The sequence below is a fragment of the Nocardiopsis listeri NBRC 13360 genome (assembly GCF_001570765.1).
Taxonomy (GTDB): domain Bacteria; phylum Actinomycetota; class Actinomycetes; order Streptosporangiales; family Streptosporangiaceae; genus Nocardiopsis; species Nocardiopsis listeri.
The window spans coordinates 1-21109 of record NZ_BCSH01000034.1 but is presented as its reverse complement, the minus strand read 5'-3'; the positions used below and the strand labels follow the sequence as shown (position 1 = coordinate 21109).

Genomic DNA, 21109 nt, shown 5'->3' with positions numbered 1-21109 from the left:
GGCCCCACCCGGGGCCGGCGCGACGCCGTTGTGCGAGGACCACGAACAGGATGGAGAGTGCCCCGATGGGTGAACGGCGACCGGTGACCGACCGGCTCCCCACCTTTCCCTGGGACCGGCTGACGCCGTACAAGAAGACGGCGGCGGCCCACCCCGGCGGAATCGTCGACCTGTCCGTCGGCACCCCGGTCGACCCGGTCCCGGCGACCCTGCGCGAGGCGCTCGCCGCCGCGGCCGACTCGCCCGGGTACCCACTGACGTGGGGCACCCCCGAACTGCGCGCCGCGATCCAGGGGTGGCTTCAGCGCCGCCACGGGGTGTGCGTCGCCGGCGGCGCCGTGCTGCCCACCGTCGGTTCCAAGGAACTCGTGGCCTGGTTGCCCACCCTGCTCGGTCTGGGGGCGAGCGACACGGTAGCGCTGCCGGAGCTGGCATACCCCACCTACGACGTGGGTGTTCGGATGGCCGGCGCCACCCCGGTGGCCACCGACGGACTCGCCGCTCTGGGCCCCGCGCGGGTGAAGTTGGTGTGGGTGAACTCGCCCGCCAACCCGACCGGACGGGTGCTGGGCAAGGACCACCTGCGCAAGGTGGTGGCCTGGGCCCGCGAACGCGGCGCCATCGTCGCCTCCGACGAGTGCTACCTCGACCTGGGATGGGACGACGCCGAACCCGTGTCGATCCTGCACCCCGACGTTTGTGGTGACTCGCACGAGAACCTGCTGGCGGTGCACTCGCTGTCCAAGCGCTCCAACCTGGCCGGTTACCGCGCCGGTTTCGTCGCGGGCGACCCCGCGCTGGTCTCGGAGCTGCTGGCGGTGCGCAAGCACGCCGGAATGATCGTGCCCGCCCCGGTGCAGGCCGCCATGAAGGCCGCCCTGGACGACGACGACCACGCCGCCGAGCAGAAGGAGCGCTACCGCGCCCGTCGCACCTTGCTACGCGAGGCATTCGAGGGAGCCGGTTGGCGGATCGAGCACTCCGAGGCGGGCCTGTACCTGTGGGCGAGCCACCCGGACCACGACGCCTGGGGCGCCGTGGGAGCCCTGGCCGAACGCGGCCTGTTGGTCGCCCCGGGAGCCTTCTACGGCCCGACGGGGGAGCGCCACGTCCGGGTGGCCTTCACCGCCACCGACGACCGCGTCAAGGCCGCCGTCGACCGTCTGGCCGAGTGACCTCCGGTGCTCCCGCTCGCGCTGTCACTCTCGAATCCGAGACCGACACCGCGAGCGGGCACTAGCGGAGCACCACGCGGCCGCCGGTGTCGTCCTCCACCTCGGTCCATGCCTGGCCGTCGTTCAGGCCGTCGGAGGCCTGCCAGCGCATGTTCTCGTAGGTCACCGAGCTCAGACCGTACTCCTCGGCGTGCACCACGGCCCACATGGCCATCGCCCACCCCAGGTCGCCGTGGGCCGGATCCTCCGCCGGGGGCAGTTCGGCGGGGTCGGTGCCGAACACCTGCGCCATGGCCTCCTCCGCGCCGGCGGTGTCGGCTTCGCCACTCTGTAGGGACTCCACGGTTTCTTGGTCGAACCAGCAGGTCGCCTGGCCGCCGTTCTCACCGCCCAAGGTCACCGCCATCCGTTCCGACAGAGCCTCGTGCTGGTCGTAGGCGAACCCGTCGGCGCTGTGCTGCACCTGTTGGGCGGCCTCGTAGACCGGCATCCTCTCCCAGTTGTGCACCTCGGTCAGCTCGTCGTAGAACGCCCGACTGGAGTACACCGGGTCCATGACCTCCTCCGGGTCTCCCCATTCCTGGGAGGGACGCTGCTGGAAGAGCCCCAGCGAGTCCCGGTCGCCGTACTCGATGTTGTAGAAGCGCGACTCCTGCCACACGGTCGCGTAGGCGATCGTCACCGCATGGGTCGGCAGGTCCCGGCTGAAGGCCACCCCGCCGATGGTGGCCGCGTTCTGGGCCTGTTCGTGCTCCATGTCGAACCGCCCGTTCGACAGGTCCAGGCGGCATCCCGGCTCCGGGGGCTCCTGGGTGTCCAGGGGCTCGAATGTGGTCAGCACGTAGTAGGCCCCCCCGACGAGCAGACCGCACACGAGGGTCAGGGCGAACAGGATCTTGGCGAACGCGGAGAACTTCCTGCGCTTACTGGGCACGGGCGAACCAAGGGTCGGGGACGGGTGGGACGCACGTGGGCGTCCTCGCGCGAAGGCGGGGACGGGGCCGTGCGCCGGGCCGCCGGGGGGTCCCCCCAGGAAGGGTGATCGGCGTGCCTGCGCGCATTCTAGTAGGCGCGTGGAGGCGCATCCGTGAAACCCGGAGTAATCGGTTCTCGGGAGTGGCCAACCGCTCAGCGCGGGCGGGCGGGCCACACGCCCCGAGGCCTCATCGAGGGACTAACGTGTGTTCACATGACCAGCTCGTACACCAGTCCGCTGCCCGACCAGATCGACCGACTCTGGGAGCAGCGCTCCGAACTGACCCCCGGCCACACCGAGGCGCGTGAGATCATCACCGGCGCCATCGACCAGATCGACGAGGGCAAGGCCCGCGTGGCCTTCGTCGATCCCGCCACGGACGACGTGGTGGTCGACGAGCGCGCCAAGCGTTCCATCCTTCTCGGCTTCAAGGTCCTGGACATGAAGGAGTCGCAGGTCGGCGACTTCTACCACCACGACCGCGTGCCGCTCAAGACCCGCTTCGACGGTGTCCGCGTCGTCCCCGGCGCGATCGCCCGCTGGGGCTCCTTCCTGGCCCCCGGCGTGGTCCTCATGCCGTCCTTCACCAACATCGGCGCCTACGTCGGCTCCGGCACCATGGTCGACACCTGGGCCACGGTGGGTTCCTGCGCTCAGGTCGGCGAGAACGTCCACCTGTCGGGTGGTGTCGGCGTCGGCGGCGTCCTGGAGCCGCCGCAGGCCTCCCCGGTCATCATCGAGGACGAGGCCTTCCTCGGTTCGCGCAGCATGGTCGTCGAGGGCGCCCGCGTCCGTAAGGGCGCCAAGCTCGGCGCCGGCACCATCCTCACCTCGTCCACGCGCGTCTTCGACGCCGAGACGGGCGAGGAGCTGCCCCGCGGCGAGGCCCCTGCCTGGTCGGTGTGCGTCACCGCCAATCGCACCAAGAGCTTCCCCGGCGGCGACTTCGGCATGCCGGTCCTGCTGGTGCTCAAGCGTCTGGAGGAGGGTCAGGAGCACGACAAGCTCGCCCTGAACGACCTCCTGCGCGAGCACGGCGTCAACGCCTAGGCCCATGAGCAGCTCCTGGACTGCGGGGGTTGCCGTTCGGGCGCCGTCAGGCCCCGTTCCCTGGAAACCCGGGGAGGTGCCGGCGGTGGGATAGCACGCTTTTTCGCTATCCCACCAGAGGCGCCACAGTGTCTCCTCGAACCCATTCCTGACTTTTTGGGGCGCCCGAAAGAAGGCGGACCGTCGGCCGCCAGGCCGTCCGTTGAGGGTGGTGGCGGGCGACGGGTGGGCCAAAGCGAAGCGGAGGCTTAAGACGACAGAGTGACGCCCCTTCCGGTATCCGGGAGGGGCGTCGCCTGTTCTAGGGTGGCGACGGACCCTTCACTCCACCCGCGAAGCACACCTGAAACGGGGCGACACCATGCTGGACCTGACCTCGGACGTGGCGGACCTGACCGCCGACCTCGTGGACATCCGTTCCGAGAGCGGTGACGAGAAGGCCCTCGCCGACGCGGTCGAGAGCGCCCTGTCCCCGCTGCCCCACCTGACCGTCACCCGTGACGGCGACGCGGTCGTCGCACGCACCGCTCTGGGCCGCGAGCGTCGGATCGTGATCGCCGGCCACCTCGACACCGTGCCGATCGTCGACAACGTGCCCTCGCGCGTGGACGGCGACCGCCTCTACGGCTGCGGCACCACCGACATGAAGGCGGGAGTGGCCGTCCAGCTCAAGCTGGCCGCCCTGGTGTCCGAACCGGTGCACGACGTCACCTACGTCTTCTACGACAACGAGGAGGTCGACGCCTCCCGCAACGGCCTGCTCCGGTTGAGCCGCAACGACCCCGCGTCGCTGCACGGCGACTTCGCCATCCTCATGGAGCCCACCGACGGCGTCATCGAGGGCGGTTGCCAGGGCACCATGCGAGTCGACGTCAAGACCACCGGCAAGCGCGCCCACAGCGCCCGTTCCTGGATGGGCGAGAACGCCATCCACAAGGCCGGCGAGATTCTCGACGTGCTGCGCGCCTACACGCCGCGACAACCCGAGGTAGAGGGACTGACCTTCCGAGAGGGCCTCAACGCGGTCTCGGTGGAGGGTGGCGTCGCCGGCAACGTCATCCCGGACGAGTGCGTGGTCCGCGTCAACTACCGCTACGCCCCCGACCTCTCCCCGGCCGACGCCGAGGCGCACCTGCGCGAGGTGTTCACCGGCTTCGAGGTGGCCGTGACCGATTCCGCGGCCCCGGCCCGACCCGGCCTGGACGACCCCTCGGCGGCCGCCTTCGTCACCGCGGTGGGAGAGGGACGGGCCCGCGCCAAGTTCGGGTGGACGGACGTCTCCCGTTTCTCCGAGTTGGGCGTCCCCGCCGTCAACTACGGTCCCGGCGACCCGATGCTGGCGCACACCCGCGACGAGTACGCGAAGATCTCGCAGATCCGTGAGGCCGAGGAACGCATGGTGGGCTGGCTCACCGGCCGCCGTTGACCCCTTTTGGAAGGTGCGTCATCGCAGGTGGGAACCGGATCGGCCACCAGTGGCCACCGATCGGTCACGTGTGGTTCAAGTGTGAGCCGGGTCTGGGCGGATAGCTTTACGAACATGACGGAAGAAGAACGAGTGAGGCGCGCCGGTCCGCTCACCTACCGCGGCCGCGCCATCCCCGACACCACCACCGACCAGCGTCTGCTCGACCGCAGGGGCCCCTCCGACTGGGTGCACACCGACCCTTGGAGGGTCCTGCGCATCCAGTCGGAGTTCGTGGAGGGTTTCGGGCTGCTGGCCGAGATGCCCTCCGCTGTGAGCGTCTTCGGGTCCGCCCGGATCCAGCCGGGCACCGAGTACTACGAGTTGGGCGTCCAGATGGGGGCCAAGCTCGCCGAAGCGGGCTACGCCACCATCACCGGTGGTGGGCCCGGAATGATGGAGGCGGCCAACAAGGGCGCCCAGCAGGCGGGCGGGATGTCCGTGGGGCTCGGCATCGAACTGCCCTTCGAACAGACCCTCAACGAGTACGTCGACGTGGGCGTCACCTTCCGGTACTTCTTCGTCCGCAAGTTGATGTTCGTGAAGTACGCGCAGGCCTTCGTGGTGATGCCGGGCGGGTTCGGCACCCTGGACGAGCTCTTCGAAGCCATCACCCTGGTGCAGACCAAGAAGGTGACCCGCTTCCCCGTGATCCTGGTGGGCACCGAGTTCTGGGGCGGTCTGCGCGAGTGGGTCGAGTCGAGCCTGCTCAAGCACAACCTGATCTCCCCGCAGGACATGGACCTGCTGCACGTGACCGACGACCCCGACGACGTGGTCGCGACCATCCGTCAGTCCCACGTGCACCTGGAGAACAAGTTCGAGAGGGACGAACCCGGTCCCAGCGCCTGAGCCGGTTCAGACCAGGCCGCGGCGCACGGCGGAGGGCGGACGCTCGCCCCGGATCGAGGCGACCATGTCCAAAGCGCGCCGGACCCGTTCCGGGTACCGCGTGACGAACGCCCGCGCCCCTGCCCAGGCATAGGCGGCGGCCAGGGCGACCTCCTCCGCGACGTCCACCGGCACCGTTCCCGCGAGCGCGGGTGCGGACCCGGGGATGGGCGGTGTGGAGGGGCACTCGTGCCCGGTCACGCCCTCGGGGCACGCGCCCGTGGGGCCTCCGGGCGCGGGGTCGCAGCGTACTCGGACCGTGTGGCCGGCGGCGACCAGTTCCGTGACCCGCTCCGTCGGTGGTCGATGCCCGGCGTCGACCACCGCGTCGTCCACGGTGCGGTCGGCGGTGTTCAGGTTGGTGAGGGCGTCGGGAGTCATGACCCGGAAAGGCTGGTTGGGCACCTGGCGAGTCTCCCACGGTGCGCCACTCCCGGGGTGACGGGCCATGTGGCACGATCGGAACCGTGCCCTACTTCATCATGATCCTGGTGGCCGTCGCCGCGCTCGCCGTTCTCGTCGGCGTGGTCTTCGTCGTGCTCGGCAAGGGCGGACAACTCGCCCGGTTCGAGGCCGACTTCCCCCCGCTCGACCTGCCAGAAGAGGGACCTGTGGGCTCCCGCGACCTCGGCGGGCTGCTCCTGCCGTTGGCGCTGTGGGGCTATCACGTGCGCGCGGTCGACGCGCTGTTGCTGCGGCTGACCGCGACGCTGCGCGAGCGCGAGGAACGGATCGAGGACCTGGAGTGGCGGCTGGCGCGCCTGGACCCGTCGTACGTGCCCCGGGGCACCGGCCCGAGCTTCGATTCGTACCTGCCCGGTGACATCCCGTCCGGAGAGCCCGCCACCATGGACGGTGGCGCGGACGGTGGCGCGGGCACCGGTGCCGAGAACGCGGGGGCGGCCCCGACCCCGGAGGCGTACGCTCCCCAGGGAGACGACCTCACCGTCGGCGGCGGTGAAGGGAAGGAGCGGGGCCGAACGGACCGCGAGTAGGCGCCATCGACCAGGGGCCGGCTCCCACCGCCCCTTCCGGTCGTGCCGGAACCCCTCGGGTGTCTATGTCGTGCATCACACCGGATCCGTCTCCCATGGCCCTTTCCCGAGCGTTCGGGTGCTCTATTCTCGTTCGCTGTACATGCGTACCCCCGCTCCGTCGGAGCGGACGGATCGTCGTGAGGATGGCGAGGATGGACACAACTGCCGAACTCAAGGCGGGAGCGGACGAAGAGCCCGAGGATTCCGCCACCCCGGTGCGCCAACTGGCCCTGTGGCCCCCGCCCCGTTCGACCCGGCACAACGGTAAGCGTCGACGTCGGCTCACCCGGGTAGGGATCACGGCCATCGTGCTCCTGTTGGTGGCCGGTGGCGCTGCCGCCGCCTGGGTCTACCTGGACGACTCGGAGCAGGCGCCGGTCACGGCCACCTCCGAACCCGACGAGTTCGTCGGGTCGTGGTCGGGGCTCATGAGCCAGGTGAACACCGAGGGCGACCCGGTCGCCGAATGGGACGCCCAGGTGCGGATCGAGGAAGGCGCCGAACGAGGCAGCACGGCCTGGACCACCTTCTCCTGCTCGGGGACCCTGGAGCTGTCGGCCCGGGACGGTGACCGACTGGTGTACACCTACACCGAAACCTCCGATCCCGACGAAAGGTGCGTCGACGAGGCCGAACTCACCCTGTGGCCGACCGCGGACTCGGGTCTCAACGCCGAGTGGTCCTCGGTCACGAGGGAGGGGACCCGGATGGTCTCCACCGGGACCCTGGACTGAGTTTCGGGAATCCCCCCGCCGCGGGCGGGCCCGGTCGAACGTGGATGGAGCCGGTTCGAACCGTATGGACCCGCCGGTGAGGTCCCAGGTGAACCCGTGTTCCAGACGCCCGCACGGCGACGGATCCAGGCCCTCGCCCCGGGGCGGAAACCGGAAGGGGTGCGCTCGCTCCGCCCCCGCTCCGGCCTGAGCCGAGCCGGTTTCGGCCAGGACCGATATAACCTTAGTGACCAAAGCTTCCTCGTTATCTGATGCTCACGGCGGTGGTCCGGCTGTCGCCTGACGCACACACAGGGGTCAACCTCCGAGATAATGGGCGAAGAGTGATTCACGTCCCTCAAGACACACGGGCACGAGTCACCCGGAACCGGCCCACGGTTGCGGAGCCGAGACACACGTGTGGATCGGCACCGGTGTCGTGGTTCGGCCCCGGCCGCGAGGAACACCTAGAAAGGGGAATGGCATGGCGGCGATGAAGCCGAGGACCAGTGACGGGCCGATGGAGGTCACCAAGGAGGGTCGCGGCATCATCATGCGGGTTCCGCTCGAAGGCGGAGGCCGTCTGGTCGTCGAGTTGACGCCCGATGAGGCGACCGAACTCCGGGACGCGCTCCAGGGCGTCGTCGGATAACAGGGCATCGTCGGCTGGTTCCGACACCCGATTCGTCCCCCACCTGGGCCGGAACGCCCTGATGACCCCCGAGGTTCCACACCTCCCACGATGAGTGAACGATTGTGAGCGGCCTGTGCCATTCGCCACGGAGATCCACCCCCTGACGGGAACCCTCGCCGAATCCACCGCGGACCTGTTGGTCCTCCCCGTTCTCGCGGGTGAGGAAGGACCGGAACCGGTCGAAGGGGTCGCCGACAGCGGACTCGCGGCGGTCCTTCCGGCCGCGCTCACCGATCTGTTCGCTCACTACGCACTCACCGGAAAATCCGGCGAGTTCTCCCAGTTCCCGGTGACCCGGGACGGGGGCCTGGTCCGCCTGGCCCTTCTCGGAGTCGGTTCGGGAACCCCCGGCGACCTCCGGAAGGCCGGCGCCGCCCTCGCTCGGGCCGCCCGGGGCAGGAAGCACGTCGCCCTGGCCTGGCCGGGCGCGACCGGTCGGGCCGAGGCCGCCACGGCACTGGTCGAGGGCGCTCTGCTCGCCTCCTACACGTTCACGCTGAAGACCTCCGAAACCCCCGAGGACCAGCGTCCTCCCACGAGGATCGACGTGGTGGGCGAGACCGAGGACCTCACCGACGCGCTGGCCCTGGGATCCCACCTGGCCGGGGCCACGGCCCTGGCCAGGGACCTGATCAACACCCCTTCCCTGACCAAGGACCCCGAGTGGATGGCGGCCCGAGCCCGGGAGACCTCCGAGGCGAAGGGTCTGACCCTGCGGGTCTGGGATGAGGAGGACCTGCGCAACGAGGGCTTCGGCGCGATCCTGGCCGTCGGTCAGGGTTCGTCCCGCCCGCCGCGCATGGTGCAGCTGTCCTACACCCCCGAGGACCTGGCCGGCGCGGCAGGACCCGCCGCGCACGTGGTGTTGGTCGGCAAGGGCATCACCTTCGACACCGGTGGTCTGTCCCTCAAGCCCAACGCCAACATGTCGCTGATGAAGACCGACATGAGCGGATCGGCGATCGTCCTGGCGGTGCTCTCCGCCCTGGCGTCGGTCGGCTCCCGCGTGAAGGTCACCGGTCTGCTGGCGTTGGCCGAGAACGCCTTCTCCAGCGACGCCACCCGCATCGGCGACGTGCTCACCACCTACACCGGCAAGACCGTCGAGGTGCTCAACTCCGACGCCGAGGGCCGCCTGGTCCTGGCAGACGCCATGGGTTACGCCGCCTCGGAACTGGAGCCGGACCTCATCGTCGACGTGGCCACCCTGACCGGCGCCGCCAAGGTCGCGCTGGGAACCGGCATGGGAGCCCTGTACAGCACGGACGACGCCGTGGCCGGAGAGCTGATCGAGGCCGGTGAAGCGTCGGGGGAGCCGCTGTGGCGGATGCCCCTGACCGAGGAGTACGTGCCCACCACCGGGTCCCGGGTGGCCGACCTCGCCAACATCGGTACGCGTGGTGCGGAGTTCGGCCCGGCGGGCGCCACGGACGCCGCGCTGTTCCTGCGCGAGTTCACCGAGGGTCTGCCCTGGGCCCACCTGGACATCGCCGGTCCGGGCCGTTCGATGCAGGAAAGCGGGATTCTCAGCAAGGGCGGCACCGCCTTCGCGACCCGGACCCTCCTGCGCTGGCTCGCCCAGAAGTAGACGTCCGCCTCACCCGGTCGTCACGAACCCACCTGCGCGACGCGAAAGCGTGCGCGGGTGGGTTTTCCACAGGTCGGGGGGGTCGACGGTGGCGCCGGTCGGTCTCCACGTGGTCTTCTCGTACTCGGGGGAACCTCGGCTTCCGCCGACATCGCGCTGTCCGCAACACCCCGGCCCACCCATCGATCGACCCGCGGTCAGGGTCGGATGGCCGCCAGGAGGCCTTCGCCCACCGGAATCAGGAGCGGGATGAACTCCTCGTCCTCGCGCATGCGGCGCATGACCTCGCGCACCGCGACCTCCGCCTGGTCGGGCACGCGCAGCGGCCCGTCGGGTTCGTTGGAGGTGACCATGACGTTGTTGAAGACCACCACGCCGCCCGGCCGCAGCAGACGCAGGGCCTCGTCGAGATAGGTGGGGTAGGACGCCTGGTCGGCGTCGACGGATACCATGTCGTAGCCGCCGTCGGTGAGGCGGGGGAGCACCTCCAGGGCCGCTCCGCGGATCAGCCGGGCACGGCCGGCCCCGAACCCGGCCCGTGCGAAGGCGGCGCGCGCGTAGTCCTGGTAAGCGGCGTTGACGTCCACCGTGGTGAGGATTCCGTCCGGTGCCATGCCGCGGAGCAGCCAGATGCCCGAGGTTCCACAGCCCGTACCGAGCTCCACGACCGAGCGCGCGCCGATGGCCGCTGTGAGGAACCGCAGGGCGGCCCCGGTCGCGGCGTCCACGGGAGGGGCGGCGGAGCGCAGTCCCGTGTCGTAGGCGTCCGCCAGGGGGCCGTCGCCCATGGCGTTCCGCTCGAACCGTGCCTGTTCGGTCCGAACCCACGCGGTCCGAGCGACGCTCTCTTCAGCGCTGATGACGGCCTCCCGTTTCCCTTACGGTCTGCGTTTCCCTTACGGTCCTGCGCTCTGACCGGTGGGATCGTCACTCACCGTGGAATGATGGTCGCGGTCAGGTGCTCTTCCTGGTCAAAAGACTAGCCTGAACGGGTGCGAACTTCCGCGCGTGACGGCGGGAACTTAATCGGCGCCTTTCGACGTTGAACACGTTGATCGCGATGAAGCCTCGGGGATGAAGGGAGCCGCGGTGCCAGAGACCGGCCCTGCCGTCGAGTTCGAGGCATGGGAACCCCCGAGCTGGGAAGAGGTCGTTCGGGTGCACTCCCCCCGGGTGTACCGCCTGGCGTACCGACTCAGCGGCAACAAACACGACGCCGAGGACCTCACCCAAGAGGTCTTCATCCGAGTGTTCCGCTCCCTCGCCAACTACACCCCCGGAACCTTCGAGGGGTGGCTCCACCGGATCACCACCAACCTCTTCCTGGACATGGCCCGGCGCAAGGCCCGGATCCGTTTCGAGGGCCTGGCGGACAACGCCGACGAACGCCTCGAGGGCCGAGAGCCCTCGCCCGCGCAGCGCTACGACGACCGGCACTTCGACGCCGACATCCAGGGCGCGTTGGACGCCCTCCCCGCCGAGTTCCGTGCTCCTGTCGTCCTGTGCGACATCGAGGGGCTCTCCTACGAGGAGATCGCCGCCACGCTCGACGTCAAGCTCGGCACCGTCCGCAGCCGCATCCACCGAGGTCGGGCGCAGCTGCGTCGTGCTCTCGAACACCGGCGTTCCCTGGCGGCACAGGCGAACGCGAACAAGGAGGCGGAGTGAGCATGGACCACCTCGGAGAGCGTCTTTCGGCGCTCATCGACGGGGAACTGGGCGCCGCCGAACACGAACGTGCCCTCATCCACCTGGCCAAGTGCGAACCGTGCCGGTTCGAGGCCGACATGATGCGCAGGCTCAAGCGCCGCCTCACCGGGCTCGGCGAACCGGAACCGGACCTGGACTTCATGGGCCGACTCATGGCCCGACCAGGGATGGACAGCCCTTTCGGGGCCGGCGCACCACTGGGCTCGTCCCGACCACTCGGGGGCTTTCCCGAGGAACCGACCCGGAAGGCCCCGGAGCGCCGCGAGCCGCGCACCAGCCCCGAACGGTACGTCCCCGTGCGTCGACCAGAGGACGGCGGCTCGGTCCGGTCGCCGTACTTCTCCGGTGGACGCTACGCCGTGGCCGGCCTGGCGGTGGCCACCGCCCTGCTGGGCAGCGCGTTCGTCGCCGGTGGTGAGAACCCGGACAACGCTCCGGTGGTCGAGCCCCGCCTGTCCGACTACGCGGTGGAACACGCCGTGACCAGCCGGCAGATCCCCGTCGTCGACCCGGCCACGGACCCGGTCGTCGCGTGGCCCGCCGGGATACCGAGGACGTCGGAGCGGGCATCGGACCCGAACGAAACGACCCGGTGAGGCGCGGAGGCACCCGCTCCGCCATCTCCTCCCTCGTCGTGGCGCTGTGTGTCCTGCTGGGCAGCGCGGCGACGCATCCCGATGCGTCCGAGGTCCCCGCGGAAGGCGGGGACGGCGGCATGACGGTGTTGCGCGGCGCCGCCGAGGCCGACGGCAGAGTGGCCTATACGGCGGTCCGCGGACTGCGGGGCCCTCAGGGAACCCTCGCGGTGCGGGTGGTCAGCAGACCTGGGGAGGGATTGGCCATGGCCCCCCTGGGCGCGGAGGAGCAACCGTTCGTGGTGCGCTCCTCCTCGGCGTTGGAGACCCTCGACGAAAGCCTCCTCGCCATGCTCGAACACACCTACCGGGTGGTGGAGGCCGAACCCGAGGAACTCGACGGACGCTCCGCCAAGGTGGTGGAGGCCAGACGTGCTGACGACACCGTGGCCGGACGGTTCTGGGTGGACGAAGCGACCGACCTGCTCCTGGGCCGCGACGTCTACGACCCCGCCGGTGACCCGTCCTTCAGCAGCAGGCTCACCGAACTGAGACTCGGTGACCGGGGTTGGCCGGAGGACACCCTGGGCGACGAACCCTGGGGCGACGCGCTCGATCACACCGAACGCGAGGAACTGCGGTCCGAGGGTTGGACGCTTCCGGAGCACCTGACCTGGAACCTTCGCCTGGTCGACGCCAGGTCCACCCACCACGAGGAACACCGGGTGGTGCACACCGTCTACTCCGACGGGCTCTCCCAGATCTCCGTGTTCGCACAACGTGGGAAACTGGGGGAGGAACACCTCTCCGCGGATCAGAACGGATATGTCGGAACCGGTACGGGGGGAGGAGGCGTCACAACAGGGCACGAGACGATTTTCGGTGGAGACGTGGGTCAGTACCAGAGCATGTGGCAGGCGAACGGTTTCGTCTACACGCTGCTGGCGGACGCACCCGCCGACCTGGCCTCCTCGGCGGTGACGGCGCTGCCCGGGCCGGAGGGTTCCTCCGGGTTCTGGTCGCGGGTTCAGCGAGGTCTGTCTCGGCTGGGGCTGGTCTAGGGTCCCGCCCCGGTCGGCGCGCTGTGTGCCGAGCGGAAAGCCAAGCGACATACGGAGCAGGTCTTGAGCCAGGAGAACGACCGTTCGGAACCCGCCCGGGGATGGGACCGACCCACCTCCCGCCCGAACGGTGCACCACCCGAGCAGGGCGCTCCCCAGGGCCCGCATCCGGTCGGCGACACGGGACGACCTTCGGGTCCCGGTAACCCACCGCCTCCAGGCAATCCACCGCCTCCAGGCCCGGGCAACCCCGGTGGACACCCACCCCAGGGAGGCCCCACCGGTCACGGCGGCCCCTTCCAGGGCCCCGGACCGTACCAGGAGCGCTTCCAGGCGCCCGGACAGGGCACCACGCACCATCAGGGCCTCTCGGGGACCGGTCACTTCACCGTCCCACCGGGCGCGCCGCAGCAGGCCTACCAGCGGCCCGCCATCGCGTCACGCGGACCCAAGCGCGGCATCCCCGCCTGGATGGCCTTGAGCGGCATGCTCGTGGTCGCCCTGATCGCGGGTGGTGCGGGCGGAGTGATCGGCACGTTCGTCGGTCCCTCCGGTGACCCCTCCTCCGAGCACCCCGAACAGCAAGGGCCCAACATCAACGAACCCCCGCCCGAAGCACCGGAGCGCGCGCCCGACTCTGTGGCGGGCGTGGCCCAGCGGGTCAGTCCCAGCGTGGTGTCGTTGCGCAGCGCGGACCCGATGACCGGCGGCGGTGGCTCGGGGTTCGTCATCGAGGGCGACTACGTCGTCACCAACGACCACGTGTCCTCGGAGCTGGAGGCCGACGGGATCGTCATCGAGTACAGCGATGGCAGCAGCAGCGGCGCCGAGGTGGTGGGATCCGATCCCAGTTCGGACCTGGCGGTCCTGGAGCTGGAGGAACCCAGCGAGGTCGACCCGTTGGAGTTCGGTGACTCCGAGGAGGCCATCGTCGGCGACGAGGTCATCGCGATCGGAGCCCCGTTGGGGCTGGCGGGCACCGTCACCCAGGGCATCATCAGCGCGCTGGACCGGCCGGTGAGCCCGGACGGTGGTGACACCCAGTTCTTCGCGCTCCAGACGGACGCGGCCATCAACCCCGGTAACTCCGGTGGACCACTGGTCGACATGCGAGGCCGGGTCATCGGGGTGAACTCGATGATCTACAGCATGGGTGGCGGACCGCTCGGTGACCAGCCGGTGGGCAGCATCGGTCTGGGCTTCGCGATCCCCTCCACGGAGGCGGAGACGGTCATCGGACGGATGGTCGACCACGGTGAGGAGTCCACGACCTACGCCGAACTGGGCGTCACCTACGACCACGAGAGCACGGTCGTGGGCGCGGTGATCGCGGACGACCCGGACGCCGTCGAGTCGGGCGGCGCGGCCGACCAGGCCGGGCTGGAACCGGGGGACGTGATCGTGTCCTTCGACGGTCGCAGAGTCAACTCCGGTGGCGAACTACAGGCGATGGTGCGCGACAAGGCTCCGGGCGACGAGGTCGAGCTGGAGTACGAGCGCGACCGGGATCGGGAGACCGTGACCGTCACCCTGGGCCCCGACGAGTAGTCGCGCGCGGGCCCGCTCTCCGGTCCCGCGTGGCACGACGGCCCCTGAGTCGGTGACCCGGGGGCCGTACGTCGGTCCTCCAGCCGTTCGAGGAACGGACCCCTAGCGACCGGCGGGGGAGATACCCAGCTGCATGCCCGCGAGCCCGCGCGGTTTGGCGACCAGGCCCTCGGCGATCTTCGCCATGATCTTGCTGGCCTCGGCCTCGGGCGTGCTCAGAACGAGGGGCTGCCCCTCGTCGCTGCCCTCGCGAAGACGGGTGTCCAGCGGCACCTGACCCAGCAGCGGGATCTGCGCGCCGAGGGTCTTGGTGAGGGCGTCTGCGACCTTCTGGCCACCGCCCTGACCGAACAGGTACACCGGCTCGGCGTCCGGGTCGGGCTGGTAGTAGGACATGTTCTCGATGACACCGGCGATGCGCTGGTGCGTCTGCGCGGTGATGGCGCCGGCGCGCTCGGCGACCTCGGCCGCGGCCTGCTGCGGGGTGGTGACCACGAGCAGCTCGGCGGAGGGCAACATCTGGGCCACGGAGATGGCGATGTCACCGGTGCCCGGGGGCAGGTCCATCAACAGGACGTCCAGGTCGCCCCAGAAGACGTCGGAGAGGAACTGCTGCAGGGCGCGGTGCAGCATGGGTCCACGCCACACGACGGGCGTGTTGCCCTCGGTGAACATGCCCACCGAGATGACCTTGATGCCGTGGGCGGTGGGCGGGAGGATCATGTCCTCGACCTTGGTCGGAAAGTCCGACGCGCCCAGCATGCGCGGCACGGAGTGACCGTAGATGTCGGCGTCGACCACACCGACCTTGTGACCCTGGGCGGCCAGGGCCGCGGCCAGGTTGACCGTGACGGACGACTTGCCGACACCGCCCTTGCCGGAGGCGACGGCGTAGACCTTGGTGAGCGAGCTGGGCTTGGCGAAGGGGATCTCCTTCTCCGCCTGACCACCGCGGAGCTTGGTCTGGAGCTCCTTGCGCTGCTCGTCGCTCATCACGTCGAGTTCGACCTTGACGGAAGTGACGCCGGCGACCTTGGTCACGGCGGTCGTCACGTCCTTCTCGATACGCCCCTTCATCGGGCAGCCGGCCACCGTGAGGTAGATACCGACGTGCACGGCACCGTCGTCGGCGATGTCGACGCTCTTGACCATGCCGAGGTCGGTGATGGGACGGTGGATCTCCGGGTCTTGCACCGTGGCCAGGGCTGCGTTTACCTGCTCGGTGGATGGTGTGGAGGACATGTGCCCAATCGTAGGTCAGCGGGATGGGGTGGTCGGCCTGTGGCATGACTCGCAGGTCCACTTGTTCCAACAGGCGCACGGCACCGCGCTATTCCGGCGCGGGCCCGGGTGTGATTCCGGCCGATCCGTACGGTGACCAGGAGATAACGGCGTGGACTTAACGCGGGCGATACACGGCCGGATAGTAGTCTCTGCGCACGATGGGAAATGTGCCGCCACCGCCTGGTTCGTCCTGGCCCGCCGCGCCCGAGGGGCCGGAGGGTCCGGCTTCCGGCGGTCTCGAACAGTCCAGGGAGCAGACCTGGGCCTGCCCTCCCGGGGGCGCGAGGCAGACGCCGCCAGGGGGGCATCCGGCGTTGACACCGGACCCCTCGGTGTGGGCTTGGCCACCTCCGCGTCCGGTGCGTACGAACGAGTTCGCGCGCTCGGAGATCCCCGAGGGTGAGTCCTACCACAGGTTGGCCCGCAACCGATTCTTCCGGTGGTGGGTGCCGCTCGTGGCGATCGCGGTCTTCGCGGTCCTGTCGTTCTTCCTGTGGGTCGGCGTCATGGTCGTGATGACCATCGTCGCCATCCTCGGTGGCAGCGGTCTGGCGCTGGAATCGGCCAACCTGGGGGAGATCGCCGGTCTCGCCTTCGGGCTGGCGTCGATAGCGCTGTTGATACCGCTGGCGTTCTTCGTGACCCGAGTGGTGCAGTGGCGTCGGACCGGGTCGCTCATCTCGGTGACCGGTCGCATGCGTTGGCGCTGGCTCGGGATCTGCGCACTGATCGCCCTGGCCTTGGCGCTGGTGTGCGCGTTCCTGGTGCCGCTGCTGCCCGCCGCCGCGGCGGACGCGGCGGCGGTGGAGGCCGAACCCGCCGGTACCGGCGAGGGGATCCAGGTCCTGCTCGCGCTCATGGCGGTGATCGTCCTCCTGGTGCCGTTGCAGTCCGCGGCCGAGGAATTCACGCTGCGCGGGCTCGTCATGCAGCTCGTCGGTTCGCTGGGATCTTCGGTCGGCGGGAGCTCCTTCTCCAGGGTGATGCGTTCGCCGTGGCCGGCCATCCTCGCCGGTGGAACCCTGTTCGCCGCCCTGTACGCCGCCACCCACCCGGGCCATCTTTGGACCACGGCGTCCCTGGCGGTGTTCGGGCTGGCGATGTCCTGGCTGACCTGGCGCACCGGAGGCCTGGAGGCCGCGATCGGGCTGCACATGGTCAACAGCCTGTTCCAGTTCACCCGCTGCGCCCTGGAGGGTCGACTCTCGGAGGTGGGCACCGGCGTCGTCATCGGCGCGGGGCTGCCGATGGGAGCGGACACCCCGTTGACCCTCGCCGTCACGGTCGTCCAGGTGGGGCTGTACTCGTTCCTCGCGGTGCGCTGCGCGCCCCGCTTCGGGGCCGGCGCCCGCAGCGCCGTCCGTTCCTAGCCGAACCGTTGATCGGACGTGGGATCCGGGGTGGGACCGGGGCCGGAACCGGACCCGGGGCCGGGATCCGGCGGGAACACCCACGTCCGGTAGGAGAAGAACCGGAAGAGCGTGCCCAGACCCACCCCCACGACGTTGCCGGCGATGTTGCCCGCCAGCTGTCCCTCCCAGCCCAACACGTACACGGCGAAGCCCAGACAGCCGACCTGGATGAGCATGCCGACCCCGTTCATCACCAGGAACAGGAAGGTCTCCCGACCGTAGCCGGTGCGGGCCCGGTCGCGGAAGGTCCAGAACCGGTTGCCGACGAACGCGACCGCGATCGCGCAAGAGGTGCCGACCACCTGTCCGACCAACAAGGGCAGGTCGGACAGCCCCCACACCAGGTTGGTGACGGCCAACTGCACCACGTAGGCCAGGGCGCCCACCGAGCCGAACTTGCCCACCTCGGCCGCCAACCCGGCGACACGAGGGTGCCGGGCGAGGAACTCGCGCACGGGCTGCGCCTCCAGTCCTTGGGGGTGTCTCGCCGCGCGGGGAGCGGCCCTCGGGCGTCACACCCGCACGCCCTAGACTCTAGCCGGGGCCGTGATGAAGACCCCGGCCGCGGGTTCCGAGCCGAACGGCCAGGTTCCACCACGTGTGGGACCGTCCCGCATCCGTGGTCGACGAGCATTGAGTTGAGGAACTGTGAGCGAGCGTAACCGCATCATCCCTCGCGTGGGAATGGTGGGCGGAGGCCAACTCTCCCGGATGACGCACCAGGCCGGTATCGGCCTCGGCGTGGACTTCTCGGTCCTGGCGGCGAGCCCCACCGACAGCGCGGCCCTGGTCTGCGGTGACGTCACCCTGGGTGACGACCGTGGGCTCGACGACGTCCTGGCGTTCGCCAAGGCGCACGACGTCGTCACCTTCGACCACGAACACGTGCCCGAACCGGTCCTGCGCGCCGTGGAGGAGGCCGGTGGCCTGCTCCGCCCGAGCCGTGACGCCCTGCGCTTCGCCCAGGACAAGCTGCGCATGCGCACCCGCATGGCCGAACTGGGCGCGCCCTCGCCGCGATGGCGGGCGGTGACCACCTTGGAACACGTCACCGCCTTCGCCGAGGAGGCGGGTTGGCCGGTCGTGCTCAAGGCCGCGCGCGGAGGCTACGACGGCAAGGGCGTGTGGATCGCCGCCGATCCCGACCAGGCCCGCGAGGTCGTGGAGCGCGCCGCCGCCGAGGACGTGCCGCTGCTGGTGGAGGAGAAGGTGGACTTCTCCCGGGAACTCGCCGTGCAGGTGGCCCGATCCCCGCACGGACAGGTCGCGGTCTACCCGGTGGTGGAGACCGTGCAGCGCGGCGGGATCTGCCACGAGGTGATCGCGCCGGCCCCGGGGTTGGACGAGGAGAAGGCCACCCGAGCCCAGGAACTGGGCATCGAGATCGCGCACGCGCTGGGTGTCACCGGTGTGCTCGCGGTGGAGCTGTTCGAGACCGCCGACGGCGTGATCGTCAACGAGCTGGCGATGCGTCCGCACAACTCCGGTCACTGGAGCATCGAGGGCGCCCGCACCTCCCAGTTCGAACAGCACCTGCGCGCCGTCCTCGACCTGCCCCTGGGGTCGCCGCGCACCAACGCCCCCTTCACAGTCATGGCCAACGTGCTGGGCGGCGAGGACCCCGAGATCTACCGCCGCTACCTGCACGTCATGGCCAAGGACCCCGAGGTGAAGGTGCACTTCTACGGCAAGGACGTGCGTCCGGGCCGCAAGATCGGGCACGTCACCGTGATGGGCGACGATCACGAGGACCTGCTGGAGCGTGCCCGCGACGCCGCCGACTACCTGCGAGGAGACCAGAAGTGACCGAAGGCAAGCCCCTGGTGGGCATCGTGATGGGGTCGGACTCCGACTGGCCGGTGATGCGCGAGGCGGCCGAGGCACTGCGCGAGTTCGACGTGCCCTTCGAGGCCGACGTGGTCTCGGCGCACCGCATGCCGCACGAGATGATCTCCTACGGGAGTGAGGCGGCCGGGCGTGGCCTGAAGGCGATCATCGCCGGGGCGGGCGGCGCGGCGCACCTGCCGGGCATGCTGGCCTCGGTGACCACCCTGCCGGTGATCGGTGTGCCGGTTCCGTTGAAGTACCTGGACGGCATGGATTCGCTGCTGTCCATCGTGCAGATGCCCGCGGGGGTGCCGGTGGCGACCGTCGCGGTGGGCGCGGCCCGCAACGCCGGGCTGCTGGCGGTGCGTCAGTTGGCCGCGCACGATCCGGAGCTGGCCGAACGCATGGCTCGTTTCCAGGAGGAGCTGAAGACGCAGGCGCACGCCAAGGGCGAGCGGCTGCGCCGCGAGGTCGCCGAGGGCGGCAAGCCCATGGGTTTCAGTATGTAATGGGTGCTGGTGGGTGAGCGCTCGTTCGGCCCCGGTGTTCCACGAGGACGCCGGGGCCCTCGTGTGTCCGGAGCCGGGTGTCCGGGACCGGCTCTCATGGGGTGGACCGTTCGTGTGGTCGCTCCGTCGAGGGGAGCCGACCCTCTTGGGGGAGGAGGGCACGGATCCCGTCCATGGCCTGCTCGACGGTGGTCAGGGAGTCGGGGGCGACCAGGTACTGGAGCACGTAGCCGGTGACGAGGTTGTAGACCATGGAGCCTGGCCCCGCCGAGGTGGCGTCGTCGACCTCCTCCGGGCGGATGCCGAGGATCAGGGCGCTGAGCTCGCGTCGGCGCCCGAGCACGCCGGTGCCGGCCGTGGCGGTTCTGGTGGCGCTGCACCGGCTCCCAGCGGAAGCCGAGGTCCTCCAGGAGCGGGAACATCTTGTGCACGGTGAGGACCGCGAGGATCGAGAGCACTACGAGGACCGCGAACACCGAGAGCCGGGACCTGAATCCACCCGGGCCGGTTGCTAAGCGGCGAACTCCTTGGGGAAGACGCACTCCTCGGCGGGCCGCTGGTCGAGGTAGTCCCATTCCAAGAGGTCGTGGACGGAGACGTAGCCTCCGTCGTCGGCCCCGTAAGCGCCTCCGCCACCGTCCTGGCCACCGGCTTCGGGAACGCTCTCGGTCGGGATCAGGAGTTGTTCACCGCCGCCGGGCTGTTCGAAGTGCGGTGCGATCGGTCCCACCCACGCGTCGATCGGCAGGACGACCTCGTAACAGTTGTAGTTGTGCTCGGCTCCGTCCGGCCAGGTGTTCAGGGAGTCCGGCGGCAGGGCTCGCTCGGAGAACGGGGCGCCGGCCGGGGCGAGGAATGAGCCCCAAGGGGATCCGAAGCGGTCCAGCATCCATCCCTCGGGCAGTTCTTGGAGTTCCTTCAACGGGCTGCCGTTCTCCACGACGAATCCGTCGTGCTCGGGGTAGTCCCAGCCGTCTTCGGTGGCCCACCGGTCCAGGAACTCCGCGGGGGAGAGGTCGCCGAACCGGTCGTAGCCCTCCACCAGTTCACCGACGGGACCGTCAGCGGGTAGTTCGGTCGGTCCCAACCTCGGGTCCCCGCACAGGTACCGATCCAGGTCCTCTTCGCTGGGCGGTGGATCCAGCACGGGGCACTCGCTGGTCGGTACCAGGGGTGGTGAGGGAATGGATTCGTCGGCCAGGGCGAGGGAAGGAGCACCGACCGTCAGGACAAGGGCAAGGGGGAGAGGAAGGCTCGTGGCGGACACCACGTGGAAGAGGGACATCGGACTCCATTCGATCGGTTGCCACTCAGGGTCTTCTCTCTGTAGCTCTGTGTAGTGAATCATGGTGGCGTCCTTGTCCGGTGGAAATTCTCCTTATCGGTCGGCGGGCGGTCGGTGGACGGCTGGTTGGAAGGCGGTGGGTTATCCACAGGCAGGGAAATCGGGGTGTTGGGGGACGAGTGGACGTGATCCCATTGATCTTGGGGGAGCCGCTGGTTTCACCGGCTTCGTGCTGCCCCGGGGGTGGGTGGTGAGGGCGGGGCGCCTGAGGGGGCTTCCGATTTGTGGGGCGGGTGTGGGGTGTGTGGG

At 69.7% G+C, this 21109-nt stretch carries 22 protein-coding genes; 15 read left to right on the top strand and 7 right to left on the bottom strand.

All coding sequences use genetic code 11. The annotated features are described in order from the left end of the window. Positions 1 to 65: 65 nt before the first annotated feature. Entirely contained in the window at positions 66 to 1175 is a 1110-nt protein-coding gene (gene dapC / locus NLI01S_RS11590) for a succinyldiaminopimelate transaminase (RefSeq protein ID WP_067603539.1), read from the top strand. Between the two features lie 61 nt (positions 1176 to 1236). Here dapC and NLI01S_RS11585 read toward each other — a convergent pair whose 3' ends face one another. Next, entirely contained in the window at positions 1237 to 2109 is an 873-nt protein-coding gene (locus tag NLI01S_RS11585; protein ID WP_067603537.1) for a hypothetical protein, read from the bottom strand. 255 nt (positions 2110 to 2364) lie between these two features. On the opposite strand from NLI01S_RS11585, the gene NLI01S_RS11580 reads away from it, so the two are divergent. The 3 genes from NLI01S_RS11580 to NLI01S_RS11570 all read left to right on the top strand — a co-directional run bounded on the left by NLI01S_RS11580 (position 2365) and on the right by NLI01S_RS11570 (position 5518). Beyond that, entirely contained in the window at positions 2365 to 3201 is an 837-nt protein-coding gene (locus NLI01S_RS11580; protein ID WP_067603535.1) for a 2,3,4,5-tetrahydropyridine-2,6-dicarboxylate N-succinyltransferase, read from the top strand. A 361-nt stretch (positions 3202 to 3562) separates the two neighbouring features. Further along, positions 3563 to 4627 carry a succinyl-diaminopimelate desuccinylase gene (gene dapE, locus NLI01S_RS11575; protein ID WP_067603533.1) on the top strand — a complete coding sequence of 355 codons (1065 nt, stop codon included), beginning with the start codon at positions 3563 to 3565 and terminating at the stop codon, positions 4625 to 4627. A 114-nt stretch (positions 4628 to 4741) separates the two neighbouring features. Then, positions 4742 to 5518, top strand: a complete 777-nt coding sequence (locus NLI01S_RS11570) for an LOG family protein (RefSeq protein ID WP_190318439.1) — start codon at positions 4742 to 4744, stop codon at positions 5516 to 5518. Between the two features lie 6 nt (positions 5519 to 5524). Here the strand turns inward: NLI01S_RS11570 and NLI01S_RS11565 are convergent, their stop codons facing one another. After that, positions 5525 to 5962 (bottom strand): hypothetical protein, encoded by a 438-nt coding sequence (locus NLI01S_RS11565; protein ID WP_067603529.1) that lies wholly within the window; start codon positions 5960 to 5962, stop codon positions 5525 to 5527. A 62-nt stretch (positions 5963 to 6024) separates the two neighbouring features. Here NLI01S_RS11565 and NLI01S_RS11560 point away from each other — a divergent pair, with 62 nt between their 5' ends. From NLI01S_RS11560 to NLI01S_RS11550, 4 genes are all read left to right on the top strand, one after another. Beyond that, entirely contained in the window at positions 6025 to 6552 is a 528-nt protein-coding gene (locus tag NLI01S_RS11560; RefSeq protein WP_190318438.1) for a hypothetical protein, read from the top strand. A gap of 194 nt (positions 6553 to 6746) precedes the next feature. Next, positions 6747 to 7328 carry a hypothetical protein gene (locus NLI01S_RS11555; RefSeq protein WP_067603527.1) on the top strand — a complete coding sequence of 194 codons (582 nt, stop codon included), beginning with the start codon at positions 6747 to 6749 and terminating at the stop codon, positions 7326 to 7328. Positions 7329 to 7791: 463 nt separating this feature from the next. Then, positions 7792 to 7959, top strand: a complete 168-nt coding sequence (locus NLI01S_RS25215) for a DUF3117 domain-containing protein (protein ID WP_014909697.1) — start codon at positions 7792 to 7794, stop codon at positions 7957 to 7959. Positions 7960 to 8074: 115 nt separating this feature from the next. Beyond that, on the top strand, positions 8075 to 9589 hold the full coding sequence (locus tag NLI01S_RS11550) for a leucyl aminopeptidase (RefSeq protein ID WP_067603525.1): 1515 nt from the start codon (positions 8075 to 8077) through the stop codon (positions 9587 to 9589). A 197-nt stretch (positions 9590 to 9786) separates the two neighbouring features. Here the strand turns inward: NLI01S_RS11550 and NLI01S_RS11545 are convergent, their stop codons facing one another. Beyond that, positions 9787 to 10377 carry an O-methyltransferase gene (locus NLI01S_RS11545; RefSeq protein ID WP_067603523.1) on the bottom strand — a complete coding sequence of 197 codons (591 nt, stop codon included), beginning with the start codon at positions 10375 to 10377 and terminating at the stop codon, positions 9787 to 9789. A gap of 286 nt (positions 10378 to 10663) precedes the next feature. Here NLI01S_RS11545 and sigE point away from each other — a divergent pair, with 286 nt between their 5' ends. The 4 genes from sigE (at position 10664) to NLI01S_RS11525 (ending at position 14483) form a co-directional block, all read left to right on the top strand. Next, a complete protein-coding gene (gene sigE, locus NLI01S_RS11540) occupies positions 10664 to 11257 on the top strand; it encodes an RNA polymerase sigma factor SigE (protein WP_067603521.1) in 594 nt (197 codons plus the stop codon). A 2-nt stretch (positions 11258 to 11259) separates the two neighbouring features. Next, the gene (locus NLI01S_RS11535) at positions 11260 to 11895 is read left to right on the top strand and encodes an anti-sigma factor family protein (protein ID WP_084392506.1); all 636 of its coding nucleotides are present in this window, start codon (positions 11260 to 11262) and stop codon (positions 11893 to 11895) included. Further along, positions 11892 to 12935: a transcriptional regulator gene (locus NLI01S_RS11530; protein WP_067603519.1), complete on the top strand. Its 1044-nt coding sequence runs from the start codon at positions 11892 to 11894 to the stop codon at positions 12933 to 12935. Before NLI01S_RS11535 ends, NLI01S_RS11530 begins: the two co-directional genes overlap by 4 nt. Positions 12936 to 13421: 486 nt before the next feature. Further along, a complete protein-coding gene (locus NLI01S_RS11525; protein WP_084392508.1) occupies positions 13422 to 14483 on the top strand; it encodes a S1C family serine protease in 1062 nt (353 codons plus the stop codon). A 102-nt stretch (positions 14484 to 14585) separates the two neighbouring features. On the opposite strand, the gene NLI01S_RS11520 is transcribed toward NLI01S_RS11525, so the two are convergent. Then, on the bottom strand, positions 14586 to 15725 hold the full coding sequence (locus NLI01S_RS11520) for an Mrp/NBP35 family ATP-binding protein (protein ID WP_067603516.1): 1140 nt from the start codon (positions 15723 to 15725) through the stop codon (positions 14586 to 14588). Between the two features lie 401 nt (positions 15726 to 16126). Between NLI01S_RS11520 and NLI01S_RS11515 the strand changes: the two genes are divergently transcribed. Next, a complete protein-coding gene (locus NLI01S_RS11515) occupies positions 16127 to 17137 on the top strand; it encodes a CPBP family intramembrane glutamic endopeptidase (protein WP_067603514.1) in 1011 nt (336 codons plus the stop codon). Here NLI01S_RS11515 and NLI01S_RS11510 read toward each other — a convergent pair. After that, the gene (locus NLI01S_RS11510; RefSeq protein WP_067603512.1) at positions 17134 to 17634 is read right to left on the bottom strand and encodes a GtrA family protein; all 501 of its coding nucleotides are present in this window, start codon (positions 17632 to 17634) and stop codon (positions 17134 to 17136) included. The genes NLI01S_RS11515 and NLI01S_RS11510 overlap by 4 nt on opposite strands. Positions 17635 to 17827: 193 nt before the next feature. Between NLI01S_RS11510 and NLI01S_RS11505 the strand changes: the two genes are divergently transcribed. After that, positions 17828 to 18985 carry a 5-(carboxyamino)imidazole ribonucleotide synthase gene (locus NLI01S_RS11505; RefSeq protein ID WP_067603511.1) on the top strand — a complete coding sequence of 386 codons (1158 nt, stop codon included), beginning with the start codon at positions 17828 to 17830 and terminating at the stop codon, positions 18983 to 18985. Then, a complete protein-coding gene (purE, locus tag NLI01S_RS11500) occupies positions 18982 to 19515 on the top strand; it encodes a 5-(carboxyamino)imidazole ribonucleotide mutase (protein ID WP_190318436.1) in 534 nt (177 codons plus the stop codon). The genes NLI01S_RS11505 and purE overlap by 4 nt, the downstream gene beginning before the upstream one ends. A 94-nt stretch (positions 19516 to 19609) precedes the next feature. Here purE and NLI01S_RS11495 read toward each other — a convergent pair whose 3' ends face one another. Both NLI01S_RS11495 and NLI01S_RS11490 read right to left on the bottom strand, forming a co-directional pair. Beyond that, positions 19610 to 19858, bottom strand: coding sequence for a hypothetical protein (locus tag NLI01S_RS11495; protein WP_084392504.1), 249 nt, complete (start codon positions 19856 to 19858; stop codon positions 19610 to 19612). A 168-nt stretch (positions 19859 to 20026) separates the two neighbouring features. Then, positions 20027 to 20800 carry a TNT domain-containing protein gene (locus tag NLI01S_RS11490; RefSeq protein WP_067603509.1) on the bottom strand — a complete coding sequence of 258 codons (774 nt, stop codon included), beginning with the start codon at positions 20798 to 20800 and terminating at the stop codon, positions 20027 to 20029. Positions 20801 to 21109: the final 309 nt, after the last annotated feature.

Coding starts and splice junctions, on each gene's coding strand:
- sigE (WP_067603521.1), top strand. CDS start 10,664: ATGAAGGGAGCCGCGGTGCCAGAGACCGGCCCTGCCGTCGAGTTCGAG.
- NLI01S_RS11545 (WP_067603523.1), bottom strand. CDS start 10,377: ATGGGCGACGGCCCCCTGGCGGACGCCTACGACACGGGACTGCGCTCC.
- NLI01S_RS11570 (WP_190318439.1), top strand. CDS start 4,742: ATGACGGAAGAAGAACGAGTGAGGCGCGCCGGTCCGCTCACCTACCGC.
- NLI01S_RS11580 (WP_067603535.1), top strand. CDS start 2,365: ATGACCAGCTCGTACACCAGTCCGCTGCCCGACCAGATCGACCGACTC.
- NLI01S_RS11535 (WP_084392506.1), top strand. CDS start 11,260: ATGGACCACCTCGGAGAGCGTCTTTCGGCGCTCATCGACGGGGAACTG.
- NLI01S_RS25215 (WP_014909697.1), top strand. CDS start 7,792: ATGGCGGCGATGAAGCCGAGGACCAGTGACGGGCCGATGGAGGTCACC.
- NLI01S_RS11525 (WP_084392508.1), top strand. CDS start 13,422: ATGCTCGTGGTCGCCCTGATCGCGGGTGGTGCGGGCGGAGTGATCGGC.
- NLI01S_RS11520 (WP_067603516.1), bottom strand. CDS start 15,725: ATGTCCTCCACACCATCCACCGAGCAGGTAAACGCAGCCCTGGCCACG.
- dapC (WP_067603539.1), top strand. CDS start 66: ATGGGTGAACGGCGACCGGTGACCGACCGGCTCCCCACCTTTCCCTGG.
- dapE (WP_067603533.1), top strand. CDS start 3,563: ATGCTGGACCTGACCTCGGACGTGGCGGACCTGACCGCCGACCTCGTG.
- NLI01S_RS11490 (WP_067603509.1), bottom strand. CDS start 20,800: ATGTCCCTCTTCCACGTGGTGTCCGCCACGAGCCTTCCTCTCCCCCTT.
- NLI01S_RS11555 (WP_067603527.1), top strand. CDS start 6,747: ATGGACACAACTGCCGAACTCAAGGCGGGAGCGGACGAAGAGCCCGAG.